This window comes from Mucilaginibacter sp., from assembly GCF_041088075.1.
GTDB lineage: Bacteria > Bacteroidota > Bacteroidia > Sphingobacteriales > Sphingobacteriaceae > Mucilaginibacter_A.
Genome location: NZ_JBGCVY010000035.1, coordinates 22,451 through 29,947, shown reverse-complemented (window position 1 = coordinate 29,947; position 7,497 = coordinate 22,451). Strand labels below are relative to the sequence as shown.

The following is a 7,497-nucleotide window of genomic DNA, read 5'->3' as shown; positions in this document are numbered from 1 at the left end:
GCCGGCATAAACCCGATAATCTCCCCTGATCCCGGCGCCATGTTTATGGACCCGATCCTGAAAAAAGCCGTTGCCTGGGAATCCAACGATACTTTTAACCCGGCAGCAGCAATTATCAATGGTAAAGTTGTGGTTTTATACCGTGCCGAAGACAAATCGGGCGTTGGCATCGGTTTCCGTACTTCCAGGTTAGGTTATGCCGAAAGTAATGATGGTTTTCATTTCAAAAGGAGCAAAACACCGGTTTTTTACCCGGCAAACGATGATCAGAAAAAGTACGAATGGCCCGGTGGCTGCGAAGACCCACGGGTTGCCGTTACAGAAGACGGAACCTACGTTCTGTTTTACACCCAATGGAACCGGGAAACCCCAAGGCTTGGCGTGGCAACTTCAAAGGACTTGAAAAACTGGACTAAGCACGGGCCTATTTTTGAAGATGCTTTTGGCGGAAAGTTCCTCAACATTCCGCATAAATCAGCTTCCATCTTAACAAAACTGGTTAACGGCAAACAGGTTGTCACCAAAATTAACGGGAAGTACTGGATGTACTGGGGAGAATTACACGTATATGCGGCAACTTCTGCCAACTTGGTTGATTGGGAACCGGTAACAAACCAGGACGGGACGCTAAAGCAACTGATCTCGCCCAGAAAAGGCTATTTCGATAGCGAACTGACCGAATGCGGGCCGCCTGCTTTGTTGACGGATAAAGGGGTTATCCTGTTTTACAATGGTAAAAACAAAGCCGGAGACGACGGCGACAAGCGTTTCAATGCAAACTCTTACTGTGCCGGCCAGGCTTTGTTTGATAAAAGCGATCCGTCAAAACCCATAACACGTTTGGATGTACCTTTTTTACGCCCGATGGAGGCATTTGAAAAAAGCGGCCAATATGTAAACGGCACTGTGTTTATCGAAGGAATGGTTTACTTTCAAAAGAAATGGTTTTTATATTATGGCTGCGCCGATTCGCGTGTAGCGGTTGCCGTGTATGACCCGGCTCATCCGGCGCCGCCAGATACGATAAATTAATAGCTGTTTAATTTGCCTGATGTATCTGTCATGCTTCTTTTATCACCATAAAATCATTAAGCCTGAAACCTTTAACGGTATTTGAATTAAGGCACCAATTTTAAGGGGATAAAAGAAGCATATGGATTTATGCTTTAAGCAGTAATCCTTTACCTGCATGGTTTTTGCATCATTGTCAAAACCGGCTGAACAGGATATAAACCCTACTAATGAAGAAAAAGATATCGATTAAAGATATTGCGCAGCAACTCAATATTTCCATAACAACCGTTTCCTTTATCTTGAACGGCAAGGCTAAGGAAATGCGGATCAGTGATAAACTCATAACTAAAGTTAACGACTTTATGAAGGAGAAAAACTATCATCCTAACCAGTTTGCCCAAAGCCTGCGGACAGGAAAGACCAAAATTATTGCCTTGTTTGTAGAAGATATTGCCGATTCTTTTTTTGCCGGTATTGCCCGCCTGATTGAAGAAAGTGCTTACCAAAAAGGCTATAAAATAATTTATTGCAGTACAGAAGATAACCTCGAAAAAACAAGGGAATTAATCCAGTTATTTAAAAGCCGAAATGTTGACGGATATATTATCACCCCGCCAAAAGGACTTGAAAAAGAGCTGAAACAGTTGCTTCAGGAGGATTTGCCATTTGTGCTTTTTGACCGCTTTTTCCCTAAACTAAGTACAGATTATGTTATCATCGATAATTTTAAAGGTACTTACGAGGCTATAAAACATTTTCAGGACCAGGATTTTAAGCATATTGCTTTTATTACCTTGGATTCCGGCCAGACACAAATGAATGAACGTTTGAGGGGTTATGAACTGGCAATGGATGAGTTTAAACTTCCGAAATATATTTTAAAAATTCCGTTTAAGCTGGATATAAAAAAAGTTACAGATCAGTTTACTGCGTTTTTTTTAGCTAATAAAGCTATTGACGCCGTTTTGTTTGCCACCAATTATTTGGCTGTAAAAGGATTTGAAACACTGAGGAATTTAAAAATCAGGATTCCGGAAGATATTGCAGTTATCGCTTTTGACGACCATGAGTTTTTTAAAGTTTTTAACCCTTCGATAACTGCTGTTGCCCAGCCAATGAAAGAATTATCCGATCATTTAATTTCAATACTATTAGAGAAACTTAATCCTGAAAAGGATGATAAACCAAACCCTCAAAACCAGATTGTTTTACCGGCACAGTTGCTCATTAGGGAATCATCATTAAAAAAATAAAAATCAGTTAAATATACAGTCATTTTAACGTCAGTGGCAGGCAGGGCTGTTTTTCCTTTTAAAAGCCTGTTTAATTTTAGCCGAATTATTTTCCATGCTTCTTTTACCTAGTAAAAAACAATAAAGCTTTTTATTTTTTTAAACTGAAGTACAGGTACAAACTTTTATGTGCCAAAAGAAGCATAGTTATTTTTTTAGGTGTAAATTTAAACAGGCCCTAAATGTATTTTGATTATCTCCAACCACCGCCTAATGACCTATACAGCTCGGAAACGGCATTCAGTTCGTCGCGTTTTATCGAAGCAAGTTCCAGCTCACTTTGCAGCACGTTTCCTTGTGCAGTAATTACTTCTAAATAAGTTGCCAGCCCGTTTTTAAATAACAGGTTGGCGTTTTTGGTTGCCTGCTGCAGCGTGTTCACCCTGCTCATGGCGATGGCCTGCTGTGATTTTAGTTTATCAATGGTTACCAGTGCATCTGCTACTTCGCCAACAGCATTCAACACGGATTGCCGGAACTGCAATACGGTTTTTTCCCTGTCAACCTTCGCAACCAAGTAATCCGTTTTCAACCGTTTATGATTCAAAAGCGGTTGGGCAACACCTCCGGCAACTATTCCAAACAAGGACGCAGGCACATTGAACCAGTTGCTGGCCCTAAAAGAATTGATGCCGCCGTTTGCCGTTATCTGCAAGGCCGGGTACATATTTGCTTTCGTAATCCCGACATTACTGTTGGCAATTGCCAAAGCAAGTTCTGCACTTTTAACATCGGGCCTGCGGCTTAAAATGGCCGATGGCAGGCCCGTTCCGATATTTTCTGGCAAGGTTAGCTGGTTGAGGTTTGAATTCCGAACAATTTGATCAGGCAACCTGCCGGTCAAAATGCGCAAAGCGTTTTCCTGCACGGTAATGTTTTTTTCAAACTGGGGGATCAATTCCGCAGCAACTAATTTTTGTGCTTCTGCCTGTTGAACCGCTAATAAAGTAACTTGCCCGGCATCGTACTGCAACTTAATGATGGTGAGTGTGCTATCGTTCAGCCGCACATTTTTTTGTGCGATGTCCAACTGCGCGTCCAACATCAGCAAATTATAATATCCTTGCGATACATTGGCCACCAGGTTGGTTTGTATTGCTTTCCTCGCTTCCGATGTTTGCAAATAAGTTGCGAGCGCGCCTTTTTGCTGGTTCCGGATCCTGCCCCAAATATCTGCTTCCCATGAAAGCGCCAAATTAGCAGAATAATCCTCGATGTGTTTTGTGCCAATATTGTATTGCGCAATGCTCAGCCCGGTCAAACTGTTGTTGGAAGGGCGGTTGCTGTTGGCGGTAACATTTAAGCTGACTACAGGCACATAATTCCATTTTACCTGTTTAAACAGCAACTGTGCTTCATCTATGTTTTTTACGGCGATGAGCATGTCGTAATTTCGGATGACGGCACTGTCAATCAGCTTTTGCAAAACAGTATCGGTAAAAAAGTTTTTCCATTGGATATCGGCCACGCTGGCAGTATCGGCAGGAGTTGTTGTTGCAGCGCTCCTGAAATTTTCGGGCAGTTCCGCTTTTGGTGCAACCACATCTTTTGATACTTTGCAGGCACTCAAAAAGGCAAGCAGCAATGCAAAAGTGTAGTAAATTATAGATCGTTTCATTTTGTTAATTGTTTAGGAATGAGCTTGGCGCTTGTTTAAACTAATTTTATAAGTATTGATGATGCTTCTTTTATCACCTAAAAAATGGTAAGTAATTAGTTTTTTGATCTATAAAAATTGATGCGGACACCAATTTTTATAGGGTAAAAGAAGCACTGCATTTTTTAATCCTGAACTTGTCGAAGGATCTGATATTAATTTAAACAGGCCCTGAATTGATTTTAATAAATATTGATGATGCTTCTTTTATGCCTGTAAAATTGGTGTCCAACACTTATCAACAGCATAGGGCCATTACAATTTTAGGTGGATAAAAGAAGCATCGAGATAAGTTGAACAAAAATTTAAACTGGCTTTTGATTAATTATTCTGTAGTTCAAGTTCCTGGTTGTCAACTTTCTGTTGATGGTCATGCTGATCGTCCCGGTTTAATACGGCCAAGGGCAAACCGGTGATTTTTTCCTGCAATCCCTGAAAGATCACAAACAGCACCGGGATGATGAACAAACCCAACACTACGCCGGAAACCATCCCGCCGGCGGCACCGATACTGATAGAGTGGTTGCCTTGGGCAGACGGGCCGGTTGCAATGCTCATCGGGAATAAACCGAAAACGAAAGCGAGGGAAGTCATGATGATTGGCCGCAGCCTTAACCTTGCTGCTTCAATGGCCGAATCAACCAACCCGTTGCCTGCTTTGCGCCGCTGAACGGCAAATTCAACAATCAAAATGGCATTTTTAGCAAGCAGGCCAATCAACATGATCAGGGCTACCTGTACATAAATGTTGTTTTCTATGCCGGTTAAACCTAATACGGCAAACACGCCGAAAATACCCGTAGGAATGGACAGGATGACTGCTAAAGGCAAAAGGTAGCTTTCGTACTGGGCGGATAGCAAGAAATATACAAATACCAGGCACAGCATAAACACAATGGCCGATTGCCCGCCGGATGAAATTTCTTCACGTGTTTGGCCGGAAAACTCATAGGCAAAACCGGACGGCAGTTGCTCTTTGGCTGTTTCTTCGATCGCTTTAATGGCATCACCGGAACTGTAGCCCGGTTTCGGGATGGCATTGATTTCAATTGAGTTGAACAGGTTGTAACGGGAAGCGGTTTCTGAACCATAAACCCTGGTTAGCTTTACCAATGTGTTGATGGGGACCATTTCGCCTGTTTTGTTTTTTACAAATACACGGTCAATGGAAGCCGGATCGGTCCGGTCGGCAATATCTGCCTGAACTACCACCCGGTAATATTTTCCGAAACGGTTAAAATCCGATGCCTGCGCACTGCCAAAATAGGCTTGCATGGTTGATAAAATGTCTTTAACATTTACGCCTAATTGATTGGCCTTTTCATCATCAACGTCTAATTGTAATTGCGGGTAATCTGCCTTAAAAGAAGTAAACGCAAAAGCAATTGCCGGTTTGGCCATCAGCTTGCCAATAAAGTTGCCGGCCACTCCGCTGAATTTATCCAGCTTGCCGCCTGTTTTGTCCTGCAATACCACGTCCAATGCTTCAACATTGCTAAAACCGGGAACCGTCGGGAAGCTGAACACGAAGAAACTGCCTTGGGTGATCGCGCCTAATTTCCCCCGGATTATATCTTGTATGGCATTAATGTCTTTTACTGCGCCCCGGTCTTCATTGGGTTTTAACAATACAAAAATTACTGCCGAGGAAGGGCTGTTGGACGCGGTTAACAAGTTGAAGCCGGATATAGCCGTAACAAACCTTGCTGACGGCAGTGCACTAAGCTCGGTTTCGGCCCGGTTAAGCATTTTTGTGGTGCCATCGAGTGAAGTTCCGGAAGGTGTGGAAACGGAAATGGCCACAAAACCCTGGTCTTCCGTTGGGATAAAGCCCGATTTGGTTGTGCTGACCAGATAAACAGTAGCAACAACGATTAAGGCAAGGCCGCCCATACTGATCCATTTATGGCCGATCAGGAATTTTAAGCCACCTGCATACCTGTTGGTAATCATATTAAAACTGCTGTTGAAACCGGCATAGAATTTTTCTTTAAAGTTTTTTTTAGCTACAGCTTCGCCTTCTTTGGGATGATTGCTTTTGAGAAATAAAGCTGCCAGGGCCGGGCTTAAAGTTAACGCGTTTACTGCCGAAATAACGATCGCTATTGACATGGTAAAGGCAAACTGCCTGTAAAATATCCCGGTAGAACCGGTCATAAAACCTACCGGTAAAAACACTGCTGCCATCACCATCGTGATGGATATAATGGCACCGGTGATTTCGTGCATCGCTTTGGTTGTGGCCGCTTTTGGTACCAGGTGTTCATGCTCCATTTTGGCGTGTACAGCCTCTACAACAACAATGGCATCATCCACCACAATACCGATGGCAAGCACCAGGGCAAACAGCGTAAGCAAATTGATGGAGAACCCAAACAGGTTCATAAAAAAGAAGGTGCCCAAAATAGCTACCGGGACTGCGATGGCCGGAATTAAGGTTGACCGAAAATCCTGCAAAAAAACAAACACCACAATAAAAACCAGTATAAAAGCTTCGATCAGCGTATGCTCAACCTGCGTGATGGATTCATCCAACGAGGTTTTTGTGCGGTAAAACTGATTGTATTTAATACCGGCCGGAAAATCTTTGGCGGCTTTTTCCATTACTTTATCTACCGCAATTTGTATTTCATTGGCATTAGAGCCTGCCAGTTGTATCAGTCCGATAACAATGCCACTTTTACCATTCAAACGGGTGCTGCTGGTGTAGGAATAGGAGCCAAGTTCAACACGTGCCACGTCCTTTAAATGCAGCACCGATCCATCTGCATTGGCGCGGATGGCAATGTTTTTATATTCCTCAGGTTTGGTTAATTTGCCTTTGTATTTGATTACGTATTCAAAAACCTCTTTGCTTCTTTCGCCTAATTTCCCCGGTGCCGCTTCCAGGTTTTTGTCCTGTATGGCAGCCATCACTTCGGCCGGGGTTATTTTATAAGCTGCCATTTGGCCAGGGTTGAGCCAAACCCGCATCGAATAATCTTTAACACCACCAAAAATGCTTGCCGAACCAATCCCCGGGATCCGTTTTATTTCAGGGATAATATTGATCTGGGCATAATTGGCCACAAAGGTTTCATCATATTTTTTAGGGTCTTCCGTGTAGATCCCGATTGCCCCGATAAAACTGTTTTGTTGCTTGGTCGTGGTTATGCCTTGTTGTACCACTTCCGCAGGCAACTGGCTGGTAGCCTGGGTTACCCGGTTTTGTACGTTTACCGCGGCCTGGTCAGGGTTGGTGCCTTGTTTAAAGTAAACCATGATCGCCAATGTCCCGTCATTACTGGCAGTTGAGCTCATATAGCTCATGTTTTCTACCCCGTTGATGGATTCTTCAAGTGATGGCGCAACCGAGCGCAGCACAGTTTCGGCATTTGCACCGGGATAAACCGCAGCAACCAGTACCGCCGGTGGTGCAATGTCCGGGAATTGTTGTAAAGGAAGTTTGGTCAGGCCAAGCACGCCAAGGATCACCAATAATATGGAGATCACGGTGGAAAGCACGGGCCTATCTATAAATTTTTGGAACATGGG

General features: G+C 43.4%; 4 protein-coding genes. 2 read left to right on the top strand and 2 right to left on the bottom strand.

Annotated elements, in window-relative coordinates; translation table 11 throughout:
• A partial coding sequence (locus V5804_RS08280; protein ID WP_369590913.1) for a glycoside hydrolase family 130 protein occupies positions 1-1,032 on the top strand: 1,032 nt, incomplete at its 5' end.
• A gap of 209 nt (positions 1,033-1,241) precedes the next feature.
• Positions 1,242-2,267: a LacI family DNA-binding transcriptional regulator gene (locus tag V5804_RS08275; RefSeq protein WP_369590912.1), complete on the top strand. Its 1,026-nt coding sequence runs from the start codon at positions 1,242-1,244 to the stop codon at positions 2,265-2,267.
• 232 nt (positions 2,268-2,499) lie between these two features.
• Here V5804_RS08275 and V5804_RS08270 read toward each other — a convergent pair whose 3' ends face one another.
• Both V5804_RS08270 and V5804_RS08265 read right to left on the bottom strand, forming a co-directional pair.
• Positions 2,500-3,924, bottom strand: coding sequence for a TolC family protein (locus V5804_RS08270; RefSeq protein ID WP_369590911.1), 1,425 nt, complete (start codon positions 3,922-3,924; stop codon positions 2,500-2,502).
• A 360-nt stretch (positions 3,925-4,284) separates the two neighbouring features.
• On the bottom strand, positions 4,285-7,494 hold the full coding sequence (locus V5804_RS08265) for an efflux RND transporter permease subunit (RefSeq protein ID WP_369590910.1): 3,210 nt from the start codon (positions 7,492-7,494) through the stop codon (positions 4,285-4,287).
• Positions 7,495-7,497: the final 3 nt, after the last annotated feature.